The organism is Mesoterricola sp. MK458, assembly GCF_055384935.1.
The window spans coordinates 581,516-605,847 of sequence record NZ_AP045075.1; the positions used below are offsets into that span (position 1 = coordinate 581,516).

Below are 24,332 nucleotides of genomic sequence, written 5' to 3' on the forward strand. Positions count from 1 at the left end.
CCCTCAGCCCAGCTCCCACCGGGTCCGGGAAAGCCACACGGTGAGTTCCTTGCCGTCCTCGTCCACGCCCTGGTAGCGCATCTTCACCGGGCCGTCCTTGTCCCTGCGGGTGACGGTCACGCCGGCGGCCTCGCCCTTGGTGAGGAGGCGGTAGAGGCCATCGGGGCTGCCCAGCTTGGGCAGGAAAGGCAGGCTGAGCCCCGAAAGGGACATGGCCCGCTGGTCCACCTCGCGGCGGGGGATCAGCAGGTGGAAGCCGTCCCTGGGATTGCCCTCCAGGAGCAGAAGGCGCTCGCCCAGGCCCTGGAGTTCGACGACGGTCCTGCCGGTGGCGGGATTCAGGAGGACGTTGAGGGTGCCCTTGCCCTGGCCGCCGGGGCTGGCATAGCCCCAGGCGTACTGCGCCTTCACCAGGGGGGCCTGGGCGCAGAGGGGCAGGACGAGGCAGACCGCCGCGGCGAGGGCCCTCATAGGGAATCGGCCCCGTCGTCGTCCGCGCCGGGGTCGTCCGCATCGGGGGCGGGCTCGGGGGCCGCCTCGGCCGCAGCCGCGGCGCGGTTGCGGGCGATGCGCGTGCGCAGGTCGACGACCTGCTTCTCCAGGTCCTTGCGGTCGGGGAAGACGAAGGCCAGGGCCCGCTCCCATTCGTCCAGGGCGTCCTGGAGCCGCTCCAGCTTCAGGAGGGTCTCGCCCAGGTGCTTGTGGATCTCGGGGCTGTAGGGGCTCACGGCGGACGCCTTGCGCAGCGCCTCCTCGGCCTCCTTGAACTTGCCCTGTTTGTAGAGGGCCCAGCCCCAGCTGTCCATGGTGGAACTGTTGCCCGGTTCCTTGTCCAGGGCCGACCGGATGAGGAGCGCGGCCTCCTCCAGGTCACCGCCCTTTTCCAGGAGGAGGTAGCCGAGGTTGTTCTGGAGGGTGGGGTTGGCGGGATCCAGGCGCTGGCCTTCGCGCAGCACGGCCATGGCCCGATCGTCCTGGCCGGTGCTTTCCAGGGCGTTGGCCTCCAGCAGGAGCAGGTCGACGTTGCGCACGGGGCCCGTCTTCCGGGCGGCGCTGACCGCGTCCAGGCACTTGTCCCAGGCGTTGAACTCGGACCACAGCACGGCCATGGCCTCCCGGTCGAGCTGGGTCAGGGCGCCGCGGGACTCGGACTTGAAGATCACGCCCTCCTCGAAGGTCCCGGGGGGGATGCGGGAGGCCTTCTTGAAGAGGTCCTGCTTGGGGAAGCGCTGGATGCCGTCCCGCAGGAGCTTCCGGGCCGGCTTCCAGTCGCCGCGCTGGATGAGGGCCTGGGCCTGGAGGGAGGCCAGTTCGGCGTGGGTGGCCGCCTCCGGCCAGGGGCGGACCGTCGCGAGCAGGTCGCCGGGGCGGCCTTCCATGAGCAGGCAGGACGCGTAGAGGACCTTCACCGGCAGCGCCAGGCCCGGTTCCTCCGGCTTGGCCTCCAGGATGGAGGGGAGCAGGGCCTTCCACCTTGCCTCGGCCTCCGGGAGGCGGCCCACCTTCATGAGGCACAGGCCGATGTTGAACGAGATGCGCATGGACGCGTGGAGGGCCTCGGCCTTCTCGAGGGTGGCCAGGGCCATGTCGAACCGGGAGGTGCGCAGCTGGACCAGGGCGATGTTCTCCCAGATGGCGGGCTCCTGGGGAACGAACTGGGCAAGGCGCGTGAAGCTCTCCTCGGCGTGGCCGAGGAAGCCCGCGTCCACCTGGTCCCGGGCCAGTTCCTCCAGCATGCGGAGGTGCCTCTGGTCGGGATTGGGACGGGCACAGAGCGCGAGCACCGCCTCCCGGCGGGCCTCGTACTGCTTGTGCTTCACGGCCAGCTCGGCGGCGCGCTCGAAGGCGTACTCGTAGAGCGGCCGCCCCTTGTAGCCCGGGAAGGGATGGAGCCGGCCCACGGCGAGCCAGGACCGCAGGGCGCCCTCCTCGTCCTTCTCGTTCTCCTCGGTCTCCGCGAGGCGCATCCACATCTCGGCGTCGTTGGGAAGGAGGGCAGTGGCGCGCTTGAGGGCGCCGGCGGCCTGGGCCTGGGCGGCGGGCCTGCCCTGGGCCAGGTAGAAGCGGAGCAGGGCGAGGTGGGCCGCGGCCTCCCCGCTGCGGGGATCCAGTTCGGCGGCCTTGGCCGCGGGGGCCACGGCCCCCTCCACGTCCCCGGATTCCAGGATGGATTCTGAAAGCCGCAGGTAGGCCTGGGAGCTGTTGGGCACCAGGGCGATGACCTTGCGGTAGAGCGCCGCGGCGCCCCGGGGGTCGTCGCCGCCGCCCTTGCGCTGCATGGACCTTGCCTGGAGCATGAGCGCCCGGGGGTCGTCCTGGGAGAAGGCGGGGGCCCCGGTCCCCAACAGCGTCATCAGGGCCAGGGCGGGGAGCAGCTTGTGGGTCACGTGGGCATCTCGGAGTCGATGAGGAGGGTGGTCATGCGCTCGTGTGGGCCGCGCCAGGCTTCGGGGGGGAGCACCTTCTGCACCGCCGCGGCGCCGGGGCGGGGCAGGATGCAGTGTATCGCCGATCCGCTTCCGGGCCCCGCGGACGCGGCTTTTTTATCCACCCGGAGCAAGGGGAGGCAGGCCTCCCAGGGGGGGACGAAGGGCAGGAGATGCCGGAGGCGGGACGCGGTGCGTGCCAGGAACTGGGGCGGGAAGGGCCCCAGGTCCTCCTGTTCGGCCAGGGCGCAGGCCGCCAGGGTCCCCAGCCCCACCGCCTCGCCGTGCAGGAGGCGGTAGTCCGAGGCGGCCTCCAGGGCGTGCCCCAGGGTGTGGCCCAGGTTCAGGAGGCGGCGCTCTCCGGTCTCCCGCGGGTCCCGGTGGACGATCCCGGCCTTGGCCCGCAGGGCCCGGAGCAGGGATTCCGGCGAAGGCACCCCCGGTGCGAGGAGCTCTTCCGCCCAGGCCAGGTCGCCCTCGGCCAGGGCCATCTTGAAGACCTCCCAGGCGCCGGCTTCCACCTGGCGGGTGGGCAGGGTCCCCAGGAAGGCTCTGCAGGCCACGAACCGGGAGGGGTGGTGGAAGGCGCCGGCCAGGTTCTTCCCGGCCTCCAGGTCGCAGGCGGTCTTCCCGCCCAGGCCCGCGTCCACCTGGGCCAGGAGCGTGGTGGGCCAAGCCTGCCAGGGGATGCCACGCATGTAGAGGGCGGCCCCCAGGCCGGCCATGTCCGTGAGGACCCCGCCGCCCACGGCCACCACCGTGGATTTCCGGTCCAGGGGCAGGGCGGCCCAGGCCTCCAGCCAGGGGATGAGGGTCGCCAGGCGCTTGGTGGCCTCGGAGACCGGGACCCACAGGGTTCCCGGAGGCTCGGGCATTCCCGCGCCGCGCCAGGCAGCGCGCACGGCCTCGTCGCCCACCAGGGTCCAGGCGCCGGACGGAAGGAGCCCCGGCGCGGGCGCCTCCTCCACGAACACCTCGGTGGGGAAGCCTTCCGGCAGGGCGATCCGCATCTAGAGTTTCTGCCTATATTCGTCGGCGTCGTCGTCGCTGCCCGCCTCCTTGCGGAAGCGCTCGCCCAGGAGGTCCAGTTCGATGTAGCGGTCGGCGACGTCCATGACCTTGTTGGCCATGGCGGAACGGAAGCCGGCCACCTCGACCCGGACGCCGTTCTGGGCCAGGGCCTGGAGGGGATAGGCGAAGTCCTCGTCGCCGCTCACCAGGATGATGAGGTCGACCTTGTCGGCGTAGTTCATCATGTCCGTGGTGATCTCCACCTCGAGCCGGGCCCGCCGGGTGCCGTCGCGCTCGAGCTTCACGGGCTTCTGGACCACCCGGAAGCCGTTGCGGCGCATCCAGTGCAGGAAGCCCCGCTGGCGGTCCGCGGTCTCGTCCACGCCGGTGTAGAAGAAGGCCCTGAGGAGTTCCCGGTCCCTTCCGACCAGGAGCGACAGGAGACGGCTGTAGTCCACCTCAAAACCGAGCTGACGAGCGGAATGGAAGATATTGTTGCCATCGATGAAAACGGCGCATCGCATCATGTCTGCCATCCTGAATTCGGGGCTTTCCCCGGGGATTTGAATAGTTCCGCCTGAGCGGATCAAACATGATGGCATGACAGCAATCATGAAAGAATGGTTTCATGGCTGATTCTTCCGGTAGTTTTTTCCATTCCGACCAGGTCGACGAGCAACCCGGGCGCCAGGTCCTCCTGGTGCGTCTCGTGGGCTACCTGCGCCCCTACTGGGCGGGCCTGTGCGCCCTGCTGGTGCTCATGGCGGCGGGCGCGGTGCTGGACGTGCTCCCCTCCGAATTCACGTTGCGCCTGATCGACCACCACCTGGCCAAGGGCACCCTGCGGGGCTCCGGGCCCCTGGTGGCGGCCTTCCTGGGCTTCGTGCTGCTGGGCTTCGTGGTGCAGGTGGTGCGCTACGGGCTTCTGGCGTGGGTGGGGCAGATGGCCATGCTCGACCTGCGCATGCAGGTGTTCCGGCATCTCATGAAACGCAGCACCCACTTCTTCCACCGCAATCCCGTGGGCCGGCTCATGACGCGGGTCATCAGCGACGTTCAGAACCTCAACGAGATGTTCTCGTCGGGCTTCGTGGCCATCGTGGGCGACGCCCTTTCCCTGACGGCCATCGTCCTCTGGATGTTCAGCAAGCACGTGGGCCTGGCCCTGGTGGCGGTGGGCATCATGCCGCTCCTGCTGCTGTCCACGGAGATCTTCCGCCGGTACGCGTCGGCCGCCTACCGGGAGACCCAGGGCCGCTACGCCGCCATCCAGGCCTACCTGGCCGAGCAGCTTTCGGGCATCTCGCTGGTGCAGCTGAACGCGCAGGAGGCCGCGAGCCGCGCGCTGTTCGGCGACTTGAACCAGAAGTACCTGGACGCCTTCCTCCGGACGATCTTCGCCTACGCGGTGTTCTTCCCGGTGGTGGAGTTCATCACCAACGGGACCCTGGCGGCCCTGATCCTCTATTCCGGCTACAAGCTCGAGTCCGGCACCCTCACCCTGGGGCTGCTGCTGGCCTTCATCCAGCAGTCGGGGCGCTTCTTCCGGCCCATCCGGGAGCTGGCGGAACGCTACAACGTCATGCAGACCGCCCTGGCGTCCAGCGAGCGCATCTTCAAGCTCCTGGACAACCAGGACGAGATCCGGGAGGTGGCCGAACCCAGGCCGGTGACCTTCACGAAGGAGGTGCGCCTGGAGGGCGTCACCTTCGCCTACGAACCCGGGGGCCGCAAGGTGGTGCGGGACCTCTCCGGCGTCATCCCCAAGGGCCGGCGGGTGGCGGTGGTGGGGCACACCGGGGCCGGGAAGTCGACCCTCATCAACCTGCTCATGCGGTTCTACGACGTGGAAGGGGGCCGCGTCACGGTGGACGGCGTGGACGTGCGCGAGGCGGGCCTCAAGCGGCTGCGGGGCCTCTTCGGCCTAGTGCTCCAGGACGTCTTCATCTTCTCCGGGACGCTGGAGGAGAACATCGTGCTGGGGCGGCCCTTCAACGCCGAGCGCCTGGCCTCGGTGCTCGAGCAGAGCCAGCTGGAGGACCTGGTGGGACGGCTTCCCATGGGCCTCCTGACGCAGGTGGGGGAGCGGGGCCAGAAGCTCTCCGCCGGCGAGCGCCAGCTGGTGGCCTTCGCACGCATGCTTTATCAGGAGCCCGAGATCCTCCTGCTGGACGAGGCCACGGCCAACATCGACAGCGAGACCGAGCACAAGATCCAGCAGGTCATCGAGCGCGTCAGCCACCGCCTCACCACCTTCACCATCGCCCACCGCCTCAGCACCATCAAGGACGCCGACGAGATCTGGGTCATGGACCAGGGGCAGCTGGTGGAGCGGGGCAGCCACGACGGCCTCATGGAGCAGGGCGGGACCTACGCCAAGCTGGTGCGCCTGCAGTTCGAGAGGGAGGCGGCCGCTTCCTAGGAGGCTGCCACCTCCTGGAGATGCGACCATGGGGGATGGCCCTGAACCTGCCCCCCCTCTACCCCATCACCGATCCCCGGTCGGACGTGCCGCTCTCCCTCCAGGTCCAGCGCCTGGGCGAGGCCGGCTTCCCCCTGGTGCAGTTCCGGGGCAAGCCCCTGGACGCGGCCGCGCAGTGGACCGAACTTCGCGCGGCGCTTGAGGATGCGGCGGGCCGGGGCGGGTGGCCCGCCATCTGCGTCAACGACCGCTCCGACCTGGCGGTCCTGGCCGCCGCCCAGGGCCTGGCGCCCTGGGGGCTCCACCTGGGCCAGGGCGACCTGCCCCCCGGGGAGGCCCGCCGGTTGCCGGGCCTGGAAGGTTGCCACCTGGGGGCCTCCACCCACGGCCCCGCCGAGTGGAACGCCCCGGACCCCGCCTGCGACCACGCCGGCGTGGGGCCCTTCCGCCCCTCCGCCACCAAGGGCGACCACGAGCCCCCTGTGGGCCTCCCGGGCCTCCGGGAAGGCGCCTCGGCCCTGCGGGCCCGGGGCGTGGCCCCGGTGGCCATCGGCGGCCTCACCCTGGCGGACGCCGCCGCGTGCTTCGAGGCCGGGGCCGAGGCGCTGGCCATGGTGGGCGAGATCAGCCGCAACCGGGATCCCCGCGAACTGCTGTGGGCGGCCCAGGCGGCGCGGTGGACGGCGAGGCCGGTCCTGCACGGGGGGCGAGGCGTCGTCATCATCGGGGGCAGCGGGGCGGGGAAGTCCACCCTGGCGCGGGCCCTGGCCCGGCGCCTGGGCCTGCCGGCCCGGGATTCGGACCGGGAGATCGGCGGGTCGATCCCCGAGCTGTTCCGGGAGCGGGGCGAGGCGGGCTTCCGGGCCCTGGAGGCGGAAACCGTGGCCCGGTGCCTGGAGCAACCCAGCGTGGTCGCCCTGGGGGGCGGCGCCTGGGAGGATCCCGGGACCCGCCGCCGGGTGCGCGAGGCGGGGTTCACGGCCCTGTGGCTGGCGGAGGTGCCCTCCGCGGCGTGGGAACGGGTGGGCGGGGATCCCGGCCGGCCCCTGGCGGCGGAACGCGCCGGCTTCCTGGACCGGTACCGGCGACGGACCGCCGCCTGGTGGGAAGCCCCCATGGTGTTGCCCCTGGGACGGACTCCCGGCGAACTGGCCGACGAGCTTGTAAAAAAAGGTTGAGGCACCTGATCGTGACAATTCCGCTTCCCCAATGGGGTAACCTTTAGTCCGTCAATTCCTTGCCCCCAATTCACCCATCCGGCCCCGGGCCGGTCGCGGTTTTTGTGAAATCTGCGAGACTACGGCAGCACTCGACTCCCATGGACCTCATCTTCTCCGACATCCATTCGAACCTGCACGCGCTGCGGGTGGTGTTGCGCTATGCAAAAAAGCGCGCCATCGACCGCTTCGTCCTGCTGGGCGACCTGGTGGGCTACGGCGCCAACCCCAACGAGACCCTGGACCTCATCCGGCAACTGGAGCCCCGGGTGCTGGTGCGGGGGAACCACGACCGGGCCTGCATCACGCCGGGGTCGGACAACGCCTTCAGCCTTCCCGCGCGCATGGCGGTCAAGTGGACCCGGGGCCAGCTCTCCGAGGAGAACGCCTGGTTCCTGGAGAACATCCCCATGGGCCCGCTGACGCTGGACGCGGGCTACACCATCGCCCACGGCAGCCCCCTGGACGAGGACGACTACCTGCTCCATCCCCGGGAGGCCCTGGCGGCCTTCGACGGCTTTCCCGGCCAGGTGTGCTTTTTCGGGCACACCCACCTGCCCGGGGCCTACGAGCTGGACGACCCGGCCCAGCGCCTGACCTTCATAACCTTCGAGGCGGGCACCTGGTTCCAGTTGCGGGAGGGCTGCAAGTACCTGATCAATCCCGGCTCCGTGGGCCAGCCCCGGGACCGGGACCCGCGGCTCTCCTTCCTGACCTACGACACCGCCCATCGCCGGGTCAAGCTCCACCGCCTGGACTACGACCACGCCGGCGCCTCCCGGGCCATCCTGGCCGCGGGACTCCACAGCAACCTCGCCGAACGCCTGCACCACGGAATCTGAGGCACCCCTATGAAAGCCCCGCAATCCCTCGATCAGCACCTGGAAGCCATCCTCCGGAAGGCGAAGAAGTCGGGAACCTCGGCCAGCCTCCGGGCCGAAGGCGCCGTGAAGATGCTTGGGCATCTCCACGTGCACAGCCTGGAGATGGGCGCCTCCATCCATCTCGAGGGCCTGAAGCTGCGCGACATCCTGCCCCCGGCCGGCACCGCCGTCACCCTCACCCTCATCCAGGGCGACGAGGTGATCTCCATCCGCACCCGCCTCCTGGAACCCCTCCTGGCCGGGACCGAGCCCAAGGTGCCTCCCGTGATCCGGGCCGCCTGGCCCACGGAACCCCTGGAGATCCACCCCCGGCGCGAGGTGCGGGTGGCGACCCCCGACCTGCCCCCCCTGGAGGCCACCGTCCTCTGGCAGGGCCGGCGGTTCGAGGCCAAGCTCCTGAACCTCACGGACATGGGCATGGGCCTGGGCCTCAAGGAGCCGCTCACCTTTGCCTACCACGACCAGGTCGAGGTGGTGACGAACCTGCCCGGAAACGAAGTGTTGACGGTCTCCGGCGACGTGCGCCACTCCGAGTCCCTCGAGGGCGACGAGCTGCCCACCCGGGTGGGCCTGGTTCTGGTGGACCTGTCCCCCGAGACCCGCGAGGCCCTGCAGCGCTTCATCCAGGCCCGGCGCATGGACCGGTCCACCGCCATGCGGGGGCACTGAGGCCGACGGATCAGTCCACGGCTTTCCGGTTCTCCCGCGCGCGCCGGGAGGCCGCGTCCCGCTCGGTCTGGGAGGGCGTGCCCCACACCAGGCGGTTGGGCTTGGCCTTGAGGATCTCCAGGAGCTCCTCGGTGGACCGGAGGTTGCGGTCCAGGGCCTTGAGCGCCGCGTCGGCGCCGGGACCCGCGGTGGCCAGCAGGGCCCGGGCCTCCCGGGCGAGGCCTTCGGTCTCCCGGAGGGTTCCGGCCAGGCCGGCCACGATGGCGTCCAGGTCCCCGGAGCGCTTGTCCAGGACACCGTGCAGCACCGCCAGGCTCTTGTCCAGGTTCGCCAGGCTCCGGTCGGCCAGGGCCATGGACGCGTCGCCGTGGCGGGCCAGGGCCTGGCCTTCCACGGCCAGCCTGCGGAACTGGAGGAGGGCCTCGTCCAGGTCCGCCAGGACCTTGGCGAGGCGGGGGTGATCCAGCACGACGCCGGCGCCCTTGGCCTTGAACCCGGCCCGCAGGTCGGTGACGGTTCCGTCCAGGTTGGCGATGAGGCGGCTGGCGTCCTCCAGCAGGGTGGCCAGGGACGCGCTGGCGCCGCCCTGGAGGGTGGCGCCGGCAGGAAGCGCCGCGAGGCGCTGGGCGGGCCCGGGCAGCTGCAGGTCCACGAAGGAGCCGCCCAGGGGCTTGGCCACCACGACCGCGCGGGTGCCCTCCCACAGGACGATGTCGGTGCGCAGGCCGAGGGTCGCCAGGAAACGGTACTCCACCCCGTCGCGCTGGAGGCGGATCCCGTTCACCTTGCCCACCCGCAGGCCCTGGAGCTGCACCTCGGTGCCCTCCGACAGGTCCGAGGCGGTCTCCAGGGCGACCTGGTAGGGGGTCTCCTTGGTGAGGATGGCCGTGAGGCTGCGGTGGGACAGGAACCCGGCGAAAACCGCCAGGGCCAGGAACACCAGCAGGCCGATCTTGGCGTCGTCCTTCTCGAGCTTCATGGGGTTCTCCCTGTGGTGAGGCGTCCGTCCTCGATGCGCAGGTCCGCGGCCAGGTCCGCCATCCAGTCGTCGCCCACCAGGACGAGGGTGGTCCCGGGGTCCGCGGCCGCCGCCTCGAGCATCGCGTGGGCGGCCCTACGGCTTCCGGCGTCCAGGCCCCCCGCGGGGCGGTCCACGAGCCAGAGCCGCGAGCCCTTGGCGCCAGCCCGGGCCAGGGCCGCCAGCCAGCCGATCCGGTCCGCGGGGGTGCGCGGCCTGGCGCCGGCGTGGCGTTCGAGCCCCGCCAGCTCCAGCCAGCGCAGGGCCTCCGCGCGGGCCTCCGCGGGCCCGGCCTTGCGCGCGAAACGCAGGGGCAGGGCCACGTTCTCCAGGAGCGTGAGGTTCACGGCGAGCCCGCCGTCCGTGGGCACCCAGCCCAGGTCGCCGGCGTTGATGAAGGGATGGCTGAGGGTGTCCACGTCCACCTCGGCGCCGTCGAGCAGCACCCGCCCCGCCTGGGGCCGGACCAGGCCCGCGCAGAGCCGCAGCAGGGCGGTGGCCCCGGTGCCCAGCCCCCCCTGGAGCCGCCACCGGGCGCCCCGCTCCAGGCGCCAGTGGAGGTCCTCGAACACCATGCGCCCGTCGGGGGAGGCCAGGGAGACGCCTTCCAGGGCCACCAGCGGCTCAGGCATAGATCAGGACCGACAGGAAGGCGCCCGCCAGGAGGAGGATCGCCAAGGAACCCACGGCGGCCTTGGTGACCGCCTGGGGGATCTCGGTGGTGCTCGTCCTCACCCGCAGGCCGCAGGAGGTGCACAGGAGCGGGATCGCGGTGCCGAAGACCAGGGCCTTGCACAGGGTCGCCGCCAGCTCCCGTGGGCCCACGGCCCGCACCAGGGCGTCGGCGAAGGCCGAGAACGACAGCGGCAGGCGGAGCCAGGCCACCAGGAACCCCCCCAGGAGGGCCACCGTGTCGAAGTAAACGATCAGGGCGAAGAGCGAGATGACGCCGCCCAGGAGCCTGGGCGCCAGGAGGTACTGCACCGGGTCCACGCCGTTGAGGTAGAGGGCGTCGATCTCCCCGCTGAGCTGGCGGCTGGCCATCTCGGTGGCGATGGCCGTGCCGCTGCGGCTGATGACCACGATGCCCACCAGCAGCGGCCCCAGTTCGCGAATGACGAGCTGGGCCAGCACCTGGCAGATGTAGTTCTCCATGCCGAAGCCCGAGAGCTGCCCGAACACCTGGAGCAGGGTTACGCCGCCGATGAGCAGGGCCGCCAGGGTGCACAGGGGCAGGGCGTCCAGGGCCGTGAACCGGATCTGGGTGCGGGTCACTTCCAGCACCACCCGCACCTGCTCGCCGCGAAGGCGGAGGAGTCCCTTCACGCAGGCGATGAAGAGCCAGGCCAGGGAACCCACCTGGGCGAACACCGAGCGCACGTTTCCGCCCAGGCCGAGGGCGGCCTCCCCGGGCAGCGCGAGCAGCCTGAACGCAGGACCTTCGGATTTCATGCCTTCACCCTACCAAGTCCAGGCACGGTAAGCTAATGGCATGGCGACCCAGAGCTGGAAATTCACGGTAGACCCCGCCGAAGAGGGCATGAGGCTGGACCAGCTGGTCTCGGCCCGCACCGGCCTGAGCCGCAGGAAGGCGCGGGAGGTGCTCCAGCTCGGCGGCGTCCAGGCCCACCGCAAGCGCATCAAGGTCGCGTCGAAGGTCCTCAAGGCCGGCACCGAGGTGTCGGTGTCCGTGGACGACTCGCTGGGCGCGCCCCTGGACCTGGTGGTCCCCGTGCTCTTCGAGGACGACTTCCTGCTGGTGGTGGACAAGCCCGCGGGCATGGCCTCCCAGGGCACCCAGGCCTCGGACGCCCACGACCTCACGGCCCTCCTCCAGCGCCAGCGTCCCGGGCAGTTCCTGGCCCTCCAGCACCGCCTGGACCAGGGAACCTCGGGCATCCTGGTCATCGCCAAGCACCCCTCGGCCCACCTGGGCACGCAGTTCCAGGCCCGGACCATCGCCAAGACGTACCTGGCCCGGGTCTCCCGGCACCTGGAGCCGTGCACGGTGGACCTGCCCATCGGGCGCGTGCGCAACTCGAAGCCCGCGAGGTTCGGCTGCACCGGCGACCTCCTGGATCCGCGTCCGTCCCTCACGGAGTTCCGCCCGGCCACGGCGGAGGAGACCGGAGGCTTCCTCCCCGGATTCTGGGTGGTGGCCACGCCCCACACGGGGCGCACCCACCAGATCCGGGTCCACCTGTCCCACCTGGGGGCGCCGGTCTTCGGCGACAGCCTCTACTTCGGCGAGAAGTCCGACCACCTGTGGCTCCACGCCTGGAAGCTCTCCATCGAGCATCCCATCACGGGCGCGCCCATGGACCTGGTGGCGCCCCCGGGGCGGTTCATGGGGGACCCCGCGTGATGCGGACGCCCCTGGTCTTCAACCCCCGGTCGGGGCACGGGGGGATGGATCCCGCCGCGCTCCTGGCCCGGCTCCCCCGGGAGGTGCGGGACCGGCTCGAGCTGGTGCCCCTGGAACTCCCCTTCGACTACGAACCCTGGATCCGCCAGGCCCTGGCCGCGGGCGGCCCGCTCCTGGTGTGGGGCGGCGACGGCACGCTCCACCACGCCGGGGCGGCCCTGGCGGCCCTGGGCCTGCCCGTGGCCCTGGGCGCGGTCCCGGGCGGTTCGGGCAACGGCCTCGTGCGGGGCCTGCGCACCCCCCTGGACCCCGCCGGCGCCGTGCTGCGCCTCCTGGAGGGCCGGGACCTGGCCATGGACCTGGGCCGCCTCGACGGCGCGCCCTTCCTCAACCTCTGCGGCACCGGCTTCGAGGCCGAGGTGGCCCTGGCCTTCGACCGGGCCCAGGGCCGCGGCTTCAGGACCTACGCGCGCAACTGCCTGGCCCTGTGGCGGAACCACCGGGACGTGGCCCTTTCCTGGGAGGCCCAGCCCGCGCCCCGCGAGGCCCGGGGCCGCATGGAAACCCTTCGGGCCGCCTGGAGGGGCCCCGAACCCGAACTGCCCGCCACGGCCTGGAGCCTGTGCTTCGCCAACCTGCCCCAGTACGGCTCCGGCCTGTGGATTGCCCCCGGCGCCCATCCTGCCGACGGCGTGCTCAGCTGGGTGCGGCTCAACAGGCCTGGGGTGTTCGACATCCTTTCGGAGGTGCCCCAGCTGTTCCGGGAGGGGGGACGCACCAGCCTGCGCCAGGAGGGCCGCATCCGGAAGGCCGTGGTGCGCCTGGACCGGGCCTGCCCCTGGCACATGGACGGGGAGCCGGCGCCGGAGCGGGACCGGGCGGAGATCACGGTGGAGCCGGGGGCCTTTCCCATGCGGGTCACCACCGACTGTCCCTTCTCGTAAACCGCAGGGAATGCATGGACTGATCTGTCGCACCTCGGCGACACGTCTTTCCACCAGGCTTTCCGTACGACAGGTTTCTGTCGACGGATCGGGGGGCCGCCCTTCGGAAAGCACTCCTCGCGGGGCTACCAGCCTTCGGTCTGCCTCAGCGCTTCGTAGAGGCCCACGGCCGCGGCCTGGGCGAGGTTCAGGCTCCGGTGGAATTCTCCGCGCATGGGGATCTTGACCAGCTGCTCGGGGTAGGCCGCGAGGATCTCGGGGGGCAGTCCGACGGTTTCCCGGCCGAACACCAGGCCGTCGCCGTCCTGCCACCGCACGTCGGTGTGGCGGCGGTCGCCCTTGGTGCTGAAGAACCACAGCCGCATGGCGGGTTCCGCGGCCAGGAAGGCCTCCCAGGAGGCGTGGTGGGTGGGGTTCAGGCGCTCCCAGTAGTCCAGGCCCGCCCGGCGCAGGTAGTAGTCCGACGTGTCGAAGCCCAGGGGGTGGATCAGGTGCAGCCGGGTGTCGGTGGACACGCAAAGGCGGCCGATGCTGCCCGTGTTCTGGGGGATTTCGGGCTGGTGCAGGACGATGTGGAAGGGCACGGGGTCAACCTTTCGATACCATCGATCATAATCCGGGCAAAATACAGGGCAACCGGGAGCCACCATGTCCGACCCCAACTGCATCTTCTGCAAGATCGCCGCTAGGCAGATCCCCGCGACCTTCGTCCACGAGGACGAGGACGTGGTGGCGTTCCGGGACATCTCGCCCCAGGCCCCCACCCACATCGTGATCATTCCCCGGGTCCACCTGGCCGGGCTCAACGACGTCACGCCGGAACTGGCGCCGGTGGTGGCCAAGATCGCCCTGGTGGCCCGGAAGCTCGCGGCCGAGGAAGGCCGCGTGGCCTCGGGGTGGCGGCTGGTTTCCAACGCCGGGCCCGACGCGGGGCAGACGGTGTTCCACCTGCACTTCCACCTCCTGGGCGGGCGGCCCATGGCCGGAAGGATGGTCTAGCCATGTTCAACGCGCCGCACCCCCTGACATACGTGGACGCCGTCCGGGCCTTCCTGCGGGAGGACTGGGGCACCCAGGACTGGACCTCGGCCTCGGTGCCGGACCGCCCCATGGAGGCCCGGGTGGTGGCCAAGGGACGCCTCGTGCTGGCCGGGCTGCCGGTGGCCGCGGAGGTCTTCCGGGCCGTGGACCCGGGCCTGAAGGTCGTGCCCGGGGCCCAGGACGGCGATCGCGTGGACCCGGGCGCCGTGGTGATGCGCATCGAGGGTTCCAGCCGGGCCATCCTCATGGCCGAGCGGGTGATGCTCAACCTCCTGCAGCGCCTTTCGGGCACGGCGACCCTCACCCGCGCCTTCGTGGACGCGGTGGCCGGCACCGGCGCCCGCATCCTGGACACCCGCAAGACCACGCCCGGGCTCAAGCTGCTGGAGAAGTACGCCGTGCGCTGCGGAGGCGGGTTCAACCACCGCCTCACCCTGGGCGACGGCGTCCTGCTCAAGGAGAACCACATCGCGGCCGCCGGCGGCATCCGCGAGGCCGTGGCCCAGGCCCGGGCCGTCGCCCCGAACCTGGTGCGCATCGAGGTGGAGGCCGAGACCCTGCAGCAGCTCGCCGAGTGCCTGGCGACCCCCGGCGTGGACGGCGTGCTCCTGGACAACATGACCCTCGCGCAGATGGCCGAGGCCGTGTCCCTGCGAGCCGGGAGCCCGGTCTTCCTGGAGGCCAGCGGGAACCTGACCCTGGAGCGCGCGCGGGCCGTGGCGGAAACGGGGGTGGATTTCCTGAGCGTGGGCGCCCTCACCCACAGCGCCCCGTCCGTGGATCTGAGCCTGCGGTTCTAGAATTCATCCTCACCCAGCGTCGCAGCAATGCGGGTCACCAGGTCGTCGTGCGTGAAGGGCTTGGTCACGTAGTTCGCCGCCCCGGCCTGCACCGCCTGGATGATCCGCGCGCGGTCGGAATCGGTGGTGACCATCATGACGGGTAGGTGCTTGAGCGCGGGATCGGCCTTGATGCGTTGCAGGCAGGTGATCCCGTCCATTTCAGGCATGTTGATGTCCATGATCACCAGGGCGATGTCGGAGGTGTCCCGGGCCAGGAGTTCCAGGGCTTCGGCCCCGTTGGCCGCCTCGGCGAAGTCGTAGCCCAGCATGCCCACCACCCGGCCGATGATCCTTCTCATGGTGGTGGAATCGTCAACGGACAGGATCTTCATCGTTCGGCTCCGGGAATGGAGGGATCGCACCGGTAGTAGATTCCCCCGGCGTGGGTCATGGGCAGGAAGGCGTCGGCGGCGCCCCGCAGGGATTCCACCGCGCTGATCAGGAGGTGGCCCGAGGGGGCCAGGAGGCTGGCGATGCCCGCGAAGATCCGCCGCCTGAAGTCGTCGGCGAAGTAGATCGTCACGTTCCGGCAGAAGACCACGTCGAAGGGCCCCAGGGGACCCATGGGCTCCTGCAGGTTGAACGGCCGGAAGGTGACCAGGCGCCTGACCTCGTCGTTCACGACCCAGGACGCGCCGTCGGCCTGGAAGTAGCGGTCCCGCAGCCCGGGCGGGAGGCCCCGCCGCATGGCGCTCTCGTCGTACCGCCCGCACTTCGCCAGGTACAGGGCGGAAGGGGAGATGTCCGAGGCCAGGATCTCGAATTGGGCGGGGCTGATGTCGGGGTTGAGGCGGCAGAACTCCAGGATGACCATGGCGATGGAGTAGGGCTCCTGGCCCGTTGAGCAGGCCGCGGACCAGATGCGGACCCGGCCCCGGTCCCCCCGCCGGATCCCGTCCGCCAGGGGCGGCAGGAGCTTCTCCCGCAGGATGGCGAAGGGATGGGCGTCCCGGAACCAGAGGGTCTCGTTGGTGGTCATGGCATCGATGACCTCCTCCCGGAGCGCCGGGGAGGGGTCGTGCCGGGCCAGCCGGTAGAAGGAGCTGAAGTCGGGGCAGCCGTGCTTGGCCAGGAGGCCGGCGAGGCGCGTCTCCACGAGGTAGGCCTTCTCCTCCCCGAGGCAGATGCCGCAGTGCTCCTGGATGTAGTCCCGGAGGAGGCGGAACTCGGCGCTGGTGACCATCCCCTGGCTCACGGCATCCTCCCGGCCCCCACGAGGCTGGAGATGCGCGATGCCAGGAGGGGCAGGGGGACGCGCTCGTCCGAGAGACCCGCCTCGTCCACCGCCATGGGCATGCCGTAGACCACGCAAGTGTCCTCGGACTGCGTCAGGCAGTGGCACCCGGCGCGCTTCATGGCCCGAACCCCCTCGCAGCCGTCGTTGCCCATGCCGGTCATGACCACGGCGAGGATGTTGCCGCCGTAGTGCGCGGCCATGGACCTGAAGAGCACGTCAACGGAGGGCCGGCAGCTGTTCTCGGGCGGGTTCTCGTTGAGGCCGATGATGGCCTGGTCCCCCTCCCGGGAACGCCGCAGGACCATGTGCCTTCCGCCGGGCGCGATGTAGACCTTGCCGGGAAGCACCGGCTCGCCCTCGATGGCCTCGTGCACGGACAGCCGGGAGTTCCGGTCCAGGTGCTCGGCCAGGGAGGCCGTGAAGAGGGGAGGCATGTGCTGCACGACGAGCACGGGCACGCCCAGGTTCGCCGGCAGGGCGGGGATCAGCTCGCCCAGGGCGTTGGGGCCGCCGGTGGAGACGCCGATGCCCAGCACCGCGAACCGGGTGGGGCCGGGCGCCTGGCGGCGGGGCGGGGGAGGCGCGGGCGGCGCGGGCGGAGCAGGGGCCGCGGGCACCTTCGGCGAGGGCACGGGGGGCGCCGCGGGCGCGACGCGAAGGTTGGCACGGGTCTGCACGTGGCGCACGATGGGCCGGAGGATGTCCCGCAGTTCGGCGCGGCTGGTTTCGGCGTCGGCCCCCTCGGGCTTGTTCACGAACTCCAGCGCCCCAAGGGCCAGGGCCTCCACGGTGTAGGCCGCCGCGGCCGAGGTGGTGCCGCTGATCATGATCACGCTCGTGGCGGGGTGGTGGGTCCGGATGAGGCGCAGGGTCTCGAGTCCGTTCAGGTCGGGCATCTCCACGTCCAGGAGCACCAGGTCGACGGCGGCCTTGTCCAGGCGGTTGAGGGCGAGCTGCCCGCTGGGGCAGGCCGAGACCTCGCAGTCGACCAGGAGGGACTCCACGACCTCCGTGAGGATGCGGCGGTAGACCGCCGTATCGTCAACGATGAGGATCCTGAGCCTGGTGGAGGGCATCGGCCTAGCCTTTCCTGCTGCGGTAGTAGGTGCCCGCGCCGTGGTAGACCGGGGCGAAGAGGTCGTCGGAGGTCTGGAGGTTCTCCACGGCGCTGGTGAAGAAATAGCCGCCCTGGCTGGTGAGCCGGGAGATGCCCTCGAAGATCTGGCGCTTGAAGGCATCCGAGAAGTAGATGGTGACGTAGCGGCAGAAGACGATGTCGAAGCGGCCCAGGCCGTCCAGCGGATCCTGGAGGTTGAACTTCTTCAGGGTGACCATCCGCTTCACCGCGTCGTCCACCACCCACACCGGGCCCTCCTGCCGGAAGTAGCGGTCCCGGAGCTCGTCGGGCATGCCCCGGCCCAGGGCCGCCGCGTCGTACCGTCCGGCCTTGGCCAGGAACAGCGCCGAAGGGGAGATGTCCGAAGCCAGGATCTCGAACTGGTCGGGTCGGACCCCGGGGTTCCGGCGGCAGAACTCCTGGATGGTGATGGCGATGGAATAGGGCTCCTGGCCGGTGGAACTGGCCGCGGACCAGATGCGGATGCGGAACCGCAGGCCGGCAAGGAGCGGCGCCGAGAGCTCCGGCAGCAGCACGTCCCGGAGGATCTCGAAGGGATGCCCGTCCCGGAACCAGAGCGTCTCGTTGGTGGTCATGGCGTCCACGATGCGGTCGCGCATGGCGGTTCCCGTCTCGCCGACGGCGCGGCGGTACAGCTCCCCGTAGTCCAGGCACCCCGTCTCCATCAGGAGGCCCGCGAGGCGCGTCTCCACGAGGTAGGCCTTCTCCTCCCCCAGCACGATGCCGCAGTTCCTCTCGATGTAGTCCCGCATGAGCCGAAAATCGGAGGGCTGGATGGACTCAAATCCCATGCCTGGATCCTTGGGAGGGCGGGCAGGGTTGGAGGCGGGTCGTCATGGGTTCTTCCGCATTGCGAAACGCGTGGGGCGAGGAGTCTGCGTGGGATGGGTTCCCTTGAGTATAGTGAGCCGGGGACGGAGATTGCTAGAGCCTGAAGCGGGACACGTTCTGCTGGAGCTTCTCGGCGAGCCGGGCCAGTTCCTTCGAGGCGTTGTTGGTGTCGGCGGCGCCGCGGGTGGTGTCCTTGGCCGCGGTGCTGACGTGCGCCACGTTCCGGGAGACATCGTTCATGCCCTTGGAGGCTTCCCCGGCGTTCTTCGCGACGTCGCCCGCGCCCTGGGCGAGCTGGTTGATGTTGCGGGAAATGTCGGTGACGCCCTTCACGGCCTCCTGGACGTTGCGGCTGACCTCGTTGGTGCCGGTGGCGGCCTGCTGGACGTTGCGGGCCACCTCGGCCGCGCCCCGGGCGGCGTACCCGACGTTCTTGGAGATCTCGTTGGTGGTGGCGGTCTGCTCCTCCACCGACGCGGCGATGTTGGCCGAGATGGCGTTGATCTCGCCGATGATCTGCACGATGTCGTCGATGGCCTTGACGGCCTGCTGGGTATTGCCCTGCATGTCCTCCACCTGGGCCCGGATCTCCTCGGTGGCGCCCGCGGTCTGCTTGGCCAGTTCCTTGACCTCGTTGGCCACCACGGCGAAGCCCTTGCCGGCCTCGCCGGCGCTCGCGGCCTCGATGGTCGCGTTCAGGGCCAGCAGGTTGGTCTGGGCGGCGATGCCCTTGATCATGTCCACCACCTTGCCGATTTCCTGAGCGCTGCGGCCGAGCTTGTTCACGGTCTCGGCCGTGCTGGCCGCGCTCCGGGAGGCCTTGCCGGCCACCGTGGCCGCCTGGCCCGAGTTCTTGGACACCTCGTTCAGGCTGACGCTCATTTCCTCGATGGCCGTGGCCACCGTGTTCACGGAACCCGTCATCTGCTCCGTGGAGGCGGCGATGGTCTTCATGTTCGAGGACATCTGTTCCACGGCCGCGCCCACGGTGCGCAGGTTGGCGGTGACCTGCTCGGAGGCCGAGGCCACGGTGTTGGCGTTGGCGCTCATCTCCTCCACGCCCGCGGCCATGTTCTTCACGTTGGTGGAAGCCTGCTCCGTTCCCGCGGCGGCGGTATTGGCCTGCAGCGTCATCTGCTCGGCCCGGTTGGCCATGGTGTCCGAGGTGGCCGTGAGCTCGTCGGAGCTGGAGGCCAGGGTGTTGGAGGCGCCGCTGATCTCCGTGAGGGCCTGGGCCAGCTTCGTGGCGCTGTTGTTCACGGCGTTGCGCAGGCTCTGGAGGTCGCCCTTGTACTCGGTGGTGATGCGGGCGGTGAGGTCCCCCTGCTCCATGGCCGCCATGACCCGCTGGACCTCGTTGATGGGGTTGATGACCCCGTCCAGGGTGTCGTTGACGCCCTGCACGATCTTGCGGAAATCACCCTGGTGGCGGGAGGCGTCGGCCCGGGTGGCGAGCCGGCCTTCCATGGCGGCCTTGCTGAGCATGGCGGCGTCGGCCACGAGCGCGTTGACGGCATCGACGCAGGTGTTCAGGTTGTTCTTGATCTCGTTGAAGTCGCCGTTGTACTTGTCCGTGATCCGGGGGGGGATGTCACCCTTGGAGATGCGGTCCACGTAGCCGGCGGAGACGTTGAGGGGACCGATGACCGCGTCCAGCGTGTCGTTGACGCCCTGCACGATCCGGCGGTAGTCGCCCTGGTGCCTGGAGGCGTCGGCGCGGGTGGCGAGCTTGCCTTCCATGGCGGCCTTGTTGAGCATGGCCGCGTCCTCGATCAGGGCCAGGAGGTTCGCGCGCACGGTCCTGAGGGCCGGGTTGATCTCGTCCTGGGCGTCGGACTGGGTCCATTCGCGGGTGAGGTCGCCCTTGGCGATCTCGCCGAGGCCGCCCACCATGCCCTGGAGGTTGTCCGTGAAGCCGTCCATGGCCTGGGCCAGCTGGCCGATCTCGTCCTGGCGGTTCATGCGCAGGCGCCTGCCCAGGTGCCCCTTGGACATCTCGTTCATCATGTCCACGCCCATGGCCATGGGCCGCGTGATGGACCGGGCGATGACGATGCCGAGGATCACGCCAAGAACGGCGGCGACGGCCATCAGGACCGTCATGGCCCGGATGGCGGCGGAGGCCTGTGACGTGTTTTGGTCAGAGGTCTCCTTGGCGATGTTGAGCTTGGACTTCACCACTTCGTCCGTGGCGGTGTTCAGGGCCTGCACCAGCCGGTAGTTGCCTCCGTAGAGGAGATCCTCGGCCTGGCCCTTCTTGCCCGAGCGGATCAGGGCGAAGAAGGTGTTGTTGGACTCCACGACGGCCTTCTTGGCCTCCTTGTACTTGACGTAGACCACGCGGCCCAGCTCGGTGAGGATGGTCTTTTCGTAGAGGTCCTCCGACTTGGCGGCGAGGTCCTCCAGTTCCTTGTATCGCTGCTGGAACCGGTCGATGTCGCCGGAGATGAGGGCGTCGCGCATGTTGACGCGGAGCCGGTGGTTGTACTGCTGCACGTCCGAAAGGTAGCCGATGGGAATCAGCATCTTCTGGTAGAGCAGCTCGTCCGAGTCGTCGGCGGAGTTGAGCTTCACGGCGCCGAAGGTGCCCACGAAAATCGTGATGGCGACCATGATGAGGAACGATGTGATGAGCTTCGGGCCCATCTTGATGTTGTCGAGGAATTGCATGGAGGCTCCTGGCTTGGGTTCGTTCGGTGCGTGGGACGGATCCGGGGAGGAGAACGGTGGTCAGCTGCTGGAAAGGAGTTCCTGGACGTTCAGGAGCACGAGGAGGCCGGCTTCGGTCTTGAGGACCCCGGCGAGGAAGCGCTCCTCGGCGTCGGTGAGGTTGGCCGGGGGCGCTTCGGCCAGGGTGGCCTCGGCCTCCACCACGTCCCCGATGGCGTCCACCAGGAGGCCCATGACGTCGGCGGTGCCGCCCCGGGCCTGGCCCCCGGCCGGGGTCGAGGCGGAGGCGTGCTTGAGGATGACGATGTGGCTGGAGTCCTTCACCTGGGCGGGCTCGTGGCCCAGGCGCACCGACAGGTCCAGGATGGTGACGATCTGGCCGCGCAGGTTGATGAGGCCGCGGATGTGGGCGTCGCTCCTGGGCACCGGGGTGATGTTGGAGACCCGGATGATCTCCCGGACGCCCAGGATGTCCAGGCCGAAAAGGCGGTCTCCGACTCGGAAGGTGGCGAACTGGCTCATGCGGCGTCCCCTCCCATGAGGCCCGCGGCCCGGAGGAGGTCAACCGGATCCAGGAACAGGGTCAGGTGGTCCTGCACCACGGCCGAGCCCAGCAGGCCGGGTCCCCGCACTTCGACCTTCTTGAGCTCGACCTCCACGTCCAGGGCGTCCAGGATCTCCGAGATCAGGATGCCCGCCGGGGGGCGTGCGGTGGAGTTCTGGCCGGGGATCTTGGGAATGACCAGGAAGTATTCCTGCAGGCCGCTTTCCAGGGGCCGCACCTCCAGGTGGCGGTCCAGGCGCACCAGGGGCAGGCCCTCGCCGCGGTATTCGATGTACTCCCGTTCGCCGATGAGCTCGATCCTGCTGCGCAGGATGCGCTCCAGCCTGAGCACGTGGTCCTGGGGCACGGCGAAGCGTTCGCCGGAGGCCGCTTCGAACAGGATGACCGACCTTCGCCGGGAGGCTTTCAGGGCCGCGCTGCGCTTCTCCTCCTCGGCCCGGCGGAGCTCCTCGGCCTGGAGGTCCGAGAAGTGGAGCTGGGCGGTGGTGGACAGGCCCCCGGCGTCCAGGATCATGATCACGCGCCCGTCGCCGAGGATGGTGGCGCCGGAAAAGCACTTGGTGCCCTGGATGAAGCTGGACAGCGGCTTGACGACGATCTCCTCGATGTCGAAGAGCTCGTCGACGATGACGCCGTACTGGTTCTTGCCCACCCGCAGGACGATGATGTTGTGGTCGGTGCGCCAGTCCTCCCGGCGATCCCCCTCCCTCGGGTCGGCTTCGGGGGATTCCGCCGCGCGGCGGTCGGCGATGGAGACCCGCCGGTCGGGAAGCGCTTGGCCGGTGGCAGGATCGGCGTACACCCGCGGGATGCCCAGCACGTCCGCGAGGCGCACCAGGGGCAGGAGCTTGTCCCGAAGGCGGAGCACCAGCGCCCCCTGCACCTGCTCGATGCGCTGGGCCGCCTCGGAGGCCTTGACCCACACGAACTCCACGACGTTCACCTGGGGGATGGCAAAGCGGTGGTCAGCCACGCCCACGATCATGGACGGGATGATGGCCAGGGTCAGGGGCAGGCGCAGGCGCACCGTGGTGCCCATGCCCACCTCCGTCTCCATTTCGACGTGGCCCCCCAGCTTCTCGACGTTGGTGCGCACCACGTCCATGCCCACCCCGCGCCCGGAGATGTCCGAAACGGTCTCGGCCGTGGAAAACCCCGGGGCGAACACCAGGTGGACGATCTCCCGCTCCGTCATCTCGGCGGCCTGGGCCTTGGTCACCAGGCCCTTGGCCACGGCCTTCTCGAGCACCTTCCTCGAATCGATGCCCCGGCCGTCGTCGCGGACGGCGATGTTGATCTGGCCGCCCTCGTGGAAGGCGTGGAGGTGGATGGCGCCGGTGGGGGTCTTCTTCGCCTTCTTGCGTTCCGCGGGGCCCTCGATGGCATGGTCCGCGCAGTTGCGGATGATGTGGGTGAGGGGATCCACCAGCAACTCGACGATGGACTTGTCCAGTTCCACCTCCGCGCCTTCGATGCGAACCTCGATCTGCTTGCCGAGCTGGCGGCTCATGTCCCGGATGATGCGGGGGAAGCGGTTGAACACCGTCCCGATGGGCTGCATGCGGGTCTGCATGATGCCTTCCTGCATCTCCGTGGTCACCTGGTTGACGTTCTGGAGGATCGCGCCCAGGCCGGGGATCTCGTTGCGGTATTCGGTGATGGCCCGCACCAGCTGGTTGCGCCCCAGCACCAGCTCGCCGGCGAGGTTCATGAGGTTCGTGAGCAGGTCCACCCGCACGCGCAGGGTCTCGTTGCCGCCCTCCTTGGCGGGGCCCCTGGCCTCGGGCCTGTCTTCGGGTTTATCCTCCGGGTCGTCCCCGGGCGCCGCCTGGGCCTCCGCCGGCGGGGCGGGCGCCGGCGCCGCTTCCGAAGGCTTGGCCGGCTTGGCCTTGAGCTTGTCCCTGAGGGCCTTCACCTCCAGCGCCTTCACCTGTTCCACCGGTAGCTTCAGGGCCAGGGCGGCCAGGTCGGGTTCGAGGACGCTGGCGAAGAGAAGGGTGACGGGCAGGTCCTGCTCCAGGCAGCTTTCCAGGTTGGCGATGGCCTCGATGTCGATGAAGGCGTCCAGGCAGGTGCCCACGGACAGGGCGTTGTTGAGGAACTGCAGGGGAGCCATGCCCTGGTCCTTGAGGTCCCGGTGCAGGTAGGCGATGGCGCCGTAGATGTTCATGCCCCGGCGCAGGGCGGAGCGGACGCCCTCGGCGTCCAGGTCGAAGTCGCGCTTGGAGCCCTTGGCCCGGCCCTTGACGGTCTCGGAAAGGTCCACGCCCTGGCCGCCGAGGATGGCCTCCAGGCCCGCCAGCTCCTTGGCGCAGGGGACGGCGTCGCTGGCGTGGATGTCGTCGAGCATGGCCCGCAGCCGGTCCACCCCCGTGAACAGGCTGTCCATGAGGTCGGGCGTGGGGTGGAGCTTGCCGTCGCGAACGAGCATGAGCACGCTTTCCATGGCGTGGCTGAGCCGCTTGAGGGCTTCGAAGGCGAAGAACCCCGCGCCGCCCTTGAGGCTGTGGATGGCCCGGAACACCCGGTTGATGACCTCCTGGGAGACCTTGGCCCCGAGGTCCTCCATGGCCAGGAGATCGGGCTCGATGGTGCTCAGGTGCTCCCGGCTCTCGGCCACGAAATCGGCGATGATACTTTCATCAGCCAGGCTGGTCATCTATCGCTCCACGATGGGGAACAGCTTGGGCAGGCTGAACAGTCTGAAGACCCGCATGAGGTCGGCGTTGGCCCCCTCCACCCGGAAACCGATCTTCCGCTGCTGGCAGGTCTTGAACAGCCCGAGGATGAGGGTGATGCCCAGGGAGTCCACCACCTCGGCCTCCGTCAGGTCCAGGACCGCTTCCGCGCAGGGGGCCGCCAGCGCCTCCAGGGCCGCCTTGCGCCGGGCTTCCACGGTGCTGGCCACCAGGTTGCCGCCGGAGGGGATCCTGAGGGTGACGGGATCGTTGGGGCTGGGATTGTTCACTGGCATCGCGATCCTCCGGGGCATGGGTCATGTGGGAATACGAAAAGGGGCCCAACCCACGGCGGCCGCGAAGGTCCGTGGAAT

General features: G+C 69.9%; 24 protein-coding genes. 8 read left to right on the forward strand and 16 right to left on the reverse strand.

What is annotated here, in order from left to right; all coding sequences use genetic code 11:
• Positions 1-3: 3 nt before the first annotated feature.
• From ACZ5LB_RS02515 to ACZ5LB_RS02530, 4 genes are read right to left on the reverse strand one after another with little or no spacing between them, the layout of a single operon-like run.
• Positions 4-471, reverse strand: coding sequence for a hypothetical protein (locus ACZ5LB_RS02515; protein ID WP_464604588.1), 468 nt, complete (start codon positions 469-471; stop codon positions 4-6).
• Positions 468-2,387: a tetratricopeptide repeat protein gene (locus tag ACZ5LB_RS02520; RefSeq protein WP_464604589.1), complete on the reverse strand. Its 1,920-nt coding sequence runs from the start codon at positions 2,385-2,387 to the stop codon at positions 468-470. The genes ACZ5LB_RS02515 and ACZ5LB_RS02520 overlap by 4 nt, the downstream gene beginning before the upstream one ends.
• Positions 2,384-3,436 carry a 3-dehydroquinate synthase gene (locus tag ACZ5LB_RS02525; RefSeq protein WP_464604590.1) on the reverse strand — a complete coding sequence of 351 codons (1,053 nt, stop codon included), beginning with the start codon at positions 3,434-3,436 and terminating at the stop codon, positions 2,384-2,386. The genes ACZ5LB_RS02520 and ACZ5LB_RS02525 overlap by 4 nt, the downstream gene beginning before the upstream one ends.
• Positions 3,437-3,964, reverse strand: a complete 528-nt coding sequence (locus ACZ5LB_RS02530; RefSeq protein WP_464604591.1) for a LabA-like NYN domain-containing protein — start codon at positions 3,962-3,964, stop codon at positions 3,437-3,439. It lies immediately after the preceding gene.
• Between the two features lie 101 nt (positions 3,965-4,065).
• Between ACZ5LB_RS02530 and ACZ5LB_RS02535 the strand changes: the two genes are divergently transcribed.
• The 4 genes from ACZ5LB_RS02535 to ACZ5LB_RS02550 all read left to right on the forward strand — a co-directional run bounded on the left by ACZ5LB_RS02535 (position 4,066) and on the right by ACZ5LB_RS02550 (position 8,629).
• A complete protein-coding gene (locus ACZ5LB_RS02535; protein WP_464604592.1) occupies positions 4,066-5,859 on the forward strand; it encodes an ABC transporter ATP-binding protein in 1,794 nt (597 codons plus the stop codon).
• Between the two features lie 35 nt (positions 5,860-5,894).
• The gene (locus ACZ5LB_RS02540) at positions 5,895-7,037 is read left to right on the forward strand and encodes a thiamine phosphate synthase (RefSeq protein ID WP_464604593.1); all 1,143 of its coding nucleotides are present in this window, start codon (positions 5,895-5,897) and stop codon (positions 7,035-7,037) included.
• Between the two features lie 140 nt (positions 7,038-7,177).
• Positions 7,178-7,918, forward strand: coding sequence for a metallophosphoesterase family protein (locus ACZ5LB_RS02545; RefSeq protein ID WP_464604594.1), 741 nt, complete (start codon positions 7,178-7,180; stop codon positions 7,916-7,918).
• 9 nt (positions 7,919-7,927) lie between these two features.
• Positions 7,928-8,629 (forward strand): flagellar brake protein, encoded by a 702-nt coding sequence (locus tag ACZ5LB_RS02550; protein WP_464604595.1) that lies wholly within the window; start codon positions 7,928-7,930, stop codon positions 8,627-8,629.
• Between the two features lie 10 nt (positions 8,630-8,639).
• Here the strand turns inward: ACZ5LB_RS02550 and ACZ5LB_RS02555 are convergent, their stop codons facing one another.
• The 3 genes from ACZ5LB_RS02555 to ACZ5LB_RS02565 are packed head-to-tail and all read right to left on the reverse strand — an operon-like array spanning position 8,640 to position 11,099.
• The gene (locus tag ACZ5LB_RS02555) at positions 8,640-9,608 is read right to left on the reverse strand and encodes an MlaD family protein (RefSeq protein WP_464604596.1); all 969 of its coding nucleotides are present in this window, start codon (positions 9,606-9,608) and stop codon (positions 8,640-8,642) included.
• On the reverse strand, positions 9,605-10,279 hold the full coding sequence (locus tag ACZ5LB_RS02560; protein ID WP_464604597.1) for an ATP-binding cassette domain-containing protein: 675 nt from the start codon (positions 10,277-10,279) through the stop codon (positions 9,605-9,607). Before ACZ5LB_RS02560 ends, ACZ5LB_RS02555 begins: the two co-directional genes overlap by 4 nt.
• A complete protein-coding gene (locus tag ACZ5LB_RS02565) occupies positions 10,272-11,099 on the reverse strand; it encodes an MlaE family ABC transporter permease (RefSeq protein ID WP_464604598.1) in 828 nt (275 codons plus the stop codon). Before ACZ5LB_RS02565 ends, ACZ5LB_RS02560 begins: the two co-directional genes overlap by 8 nt.
• A gap of 88 nt (positions 11,100-11,187) precedes the next feature.
• Between ACZ5LB_RS02565 and ACZ5LB_RS02570 the strand changes: the two genes are divergently transcribed.
• Together ACZ5LB_RS02570 and ACZ5LB_RS02575 are read left to right on the forward strand one after the other, a co-directional pair.
• Positions 11,188-12,012: an RluA family pseudouridine synthase gene (locus ACZ5LB_RS02570; protein WP_464604599.1), complete on the forward strand. Its 825-nt coding sequence runs from the start codon at positions 11,188-11,190 to the stop codon at positions 12,010-12,012.
• Complete coding sequence (locus tag ACZ5LB_RS02575; RefSeq protein WP_464606365.1) at positions 12,012-12,956, forward strand: diacylglycerol/lipid kinase family protein; 945 nt, start codon at positions 12,012-12,014, stop codon at positions 12,954-12,956. Before ACZ5LB_RS02570 ends, ACZ5LB_RS02575 begins: the two co-directional genes overlap by 1 nt.
• Before the next feature lie 125 nt (positions 12,957-13,081).
• Here the strand turns inward: ACZ5LB_RS02575 and ACZ5LB_RS02580 are convergent, their stop codons facing one another.
• Positions 13,082-13,540 (reverse strand): tRNA (cytidine(34)-2'-O)-methyltransferase, encoded by a 459-nt coding sequence (locus ACZ5LB_RS02580; protein ID WP_464604600.1) that lies wholly within the window; start codon positions 13,538-13,540, stop codon positions 13,082-13,084.
• Positions 13,541-13,604: 64 nt separating this feature from the next.
• On the opposite strand from ACZ5LB_RS02580, the gene ACZ5LB_RS02585 reads away from it, so the two are divergent.
• Positions 13,605-13,955 (forward strand): histidine triad nucleotide-binding protein, encoded by a 351-nt coding sequence (locus ACZ5LB_RS02585; RefSeq protein WP_464604601.1) that lies wholly within the window; start codon positions 13,605-13,607, stop codon positions 13,953-13,955.
• A gap of 2 nt (positions 13,956-13,957) precedes the next feature.
• Positions 13,958-14,797 carry a carboxylating nicotinate-nucleotide diphosphorylase gene (nadC, locus tag ACZ5LB_RS02590; protein ID WP_464604602.1) on the forward strand — a complete coding sequence of 280 codons (840 nt, stop codon included), beginning with the start codon at positions 13,958-13,960 and terminating at the stop codon, positions 14,795-14,797.
• Here nadC and ACZ5LB_RS02595 read toward each other — a convergent pair.
• The 8 genes from ACZ5LB_RS02595 to ACZ5LB_RS02630 all read right to left on the reverse strand — a co-directional run bounded on the left by ACZ5LB_RS02595 (position 14,794) and on the right by ACZ5LB_RS02630 (position 24,254).
• Positions 14,794-15,171 (reverse strand): response regulator, encoded by a 378-nt coding sequence (locus tag ACZ5LB_RS02595; RefSeq protein WP_464604603.1) that lies wholly within the window; start codon positions 15,169-15,171, stop codon positions 14,794-14,796. The genes nadC and ACZ5LB_RS02595 overlap by 4 nt on opposite strands.
• Positions 15,168-16,034, reverse strand: a complete 867-nt coding sequence (locus ACZ5LB_RS02600) for a CheR family methyltransferase (RefSeq protein WP_464604604.1) — start codon at positions 16,032-16,034, stop codon at positions 15,168-15,170. Before ACZ5LB_RS02600 ends, ACZ5LB_RS02595 begins: the two co-directional genes overlap by 4 nt.
• Positions 16,031-17,152, reverse strand: a complete 1,122-nt coding sequence (gene cheB, locus ACZ5LB_RS02605) for a chemotaxis-specific protein-glutamate methyltransferase CheB (protein WP_464604605.1) — start codon at positions 17,150-17,152, stop codon at positions 16,031-16,033. The genes ACZ5LB_RS02600 and cheB overlap by 4 nt, the downstream gene beginning before the upstream one ends.
• A gap of 4 nt (positions 17,153-17,156) precedes the next feature.
• On the reverse strand, positions 17,157-18,005 hold the full coding sequence (locus tag ACZ5LB_RS02610; protein ID WP_464604606.1) for a CheR family methyltransferase: 849 nt from the start codon (positions 18,003-18,005) through the stop codon (positions 17,157-17,159).
• A gap of 133 nt (positions 18,006-18,138) precedes the next feature.
• Positions 18,139-20,715, reverse strand: coding sequence for a methyl-accepting chemotaxis protein (locus ACZ5LB_RS02615; RefSeq protein ID WP_464604607.1), 2,577 nt, complete (start codon positions 20,713-20,715; stop codon positions 18,139-18,141).
• 60 nt (positions 20,716-20,775) lie between these two features.
• Positions 20,776-21,237, reverse strand: coding sequence for a chemotaxis protein CheW (locus tag ACZ5LB_RS02620; protein ID WP_464604608.1), 462 nt, complete (start codon positions 21,235-21,237; stop codon positions 20,776-20,778).
• Positions 21,234-23,939 carry a chemotaxis protein CheA gene (locus ACZ5LB_RS02625; RefSeq protein ID WP_464604609.1) on the reverse strand — a complete coding sequence of 902 codons (2,706 nt, stop codon included), beginning with the start codon at positions 23,937-23,939 and terminating at the stop codon, positions 21,234-21,236. Before ACZ5LB_RS02625 ends, ACZ5LB_RS02620 begins: the two co-directional genes overlap by 4 nt.
• Positions 23,940-24,254, reverse strand: coding sequence for an STAS domain-containing protein (locus tag ACZ5LB_RS02630; protein WP_464604610.1), 315 nt, complete (start codon positions 24,252-24,254; stop codon positions 23,940-23,942).
• Positions 24,255-24,332 lie beyond the last annotated feature (78 nt).